The following is a 1497-nucleotide window of genomic DNA, read 5'->3' as shown; positions in this document are numbered from 1 at the left end:
AATTCGGCTCGTGCACTGATTCTGGTGCCGACCCGCGAGCTGGCGGAGCAGGTTCATGAGTCGGTGCGCCAATACGCTGAAAATCTGCCATTGCGCACTTATGCGGTGTACGGCGGCGTCAGCATCAACCCGCAGATGATGAAGCTGCGCGGCGGCGTTGACGTGCTTGTCGCCACGCCTGGTCGTCTGATCGACCTGTTCCGCCAGAACGCGTTGAAACTCGATCAGTTGCAGACCCTGGTGCTGGATGAAGCCGACCGCATGCTCGATCTGGGCTTCTCCGAAGAACTGGCGAACATTTACCGCATGCTGCCGAAGAAGCGCCAGACGCTGCTGTTCTCCGCGACCTTCTCCGATGACATCCGCCTGCTGGCCGGGCAGATGCTCAACGATCCGCTGAGCATCGAAGTCAGCCCGCGCAACGTTGCGGCCAACACCGTCAAGCAGTGGGTGGTGACGGTGGACAAGAAACGCAAGCCGGAACTGTTCGTGCACCTGATGCGCAAGAACAAGTGGAAGCAGGTGCTGGTGTTCGCCAAGACCCGCAACGGTGTGGACGCGCTGGTGGAAAAACTCCAGGGCCTCGGTGTCAACGCCGACGGTATCCATGGCGACAAGCCGCAGGCCACCCGTCAGCGTGCGCTGGACCGTTTCAAACTCAGTGAAGTGCAGATTCTGGTGGCGACCGATGTGGCTGCCCGTGGTCTGGACATCGAAGACTTGCCGCTGGTGGTCAACTTCGATCTGCCGATCGTGGCCGAGGATTACATCCACCGTATCGGTCGCACCGGTCGTGCGGGTTCGACTGGCGAGGCGATTTCGCTGGTGTGTGCCGATGAAGTGAACCTGCTGTCGGCGATCGAGATGCTCACGCGTCAGACGTTGAAGCGTCAGAACGAGCCGGACTTCGAACCGGAACACCGCGTGCCGGACACCGATGCCAGCGGTCAGGTGATCAAGAAGCCGAAGAAACCGAAAAAGCCGAAGGCGTCCGGCGGCGGTGGCGGCAAGCGTAATCTCGGCAAGTGGGTCGACAGCGGTGAGACGTCGGCGCCGGAGCCTTCGATCAAGCCTGTGCGTAAGGTGCCGGTGTTTAACACCGGGCCTCGTAAGCGTAAACCTTAAAGTCAAAAGCCCCTCACCCTAGCCCTCTCCCGGAGGGAGAGGGGACTGATTGGGGGATGCTTTAAGGTTGTGCCGACCAGAGAGAGCTTTGCCGAATCCATAATCGACTCGGTGTTTCAGGTTGATGAGGGTGAGGGGACTGATTGGGGGATGCTTTAAGGTTGTGCCGACCTGAAAGAGCATTGCCGAATCCATAATCGACTCGGTGTTTCAGGTTGATGAGGGTGAGGGGGCTGATTGGGGGATGCTTTAAGGTTGTGCCGACCTGAAAGAGCTTTGCCGAATCCATAATCGACTCGACCGTTCAGGTCGATGGGTCGTCCAAGACACCTCGGTCGGCCCCCTCTCCCTCTGGGAGAGGGCTGGGGTGAG

General features: G+C 59.6%; 1 protein-coding gene. It reads left to right on the top strand.

Annotated features, from left to right (window positions below; translation table 11 throughout):
- On the top strand, positions 1 to 1125 hold a 1125-nt coding region (locus DBR24_RS09505; protein WP_128614596.1), incomplete at its 5' end, for a DEAD/DEAH box helicase.
- Positions 1126 to 1497: the final 372 nt, after the last annotated feature.

The organism is Pseudomonas sp. HMWF006 (assembly GCF_003061205.1).
In the GTDB taxonomy this organism is placed as follows: domain Bacteria; phylum Pseudomonadota; class Gammaproteobacteria; order Pseudomonadales; family Pseudomonadaceae; genus Aquipseudomonas; species Aquipseudomonas monsensis.
Note: the sequence above shows the minus strand (reverse complement) of the source record. Positions and strands in the feature narration are given on the sequence as shown.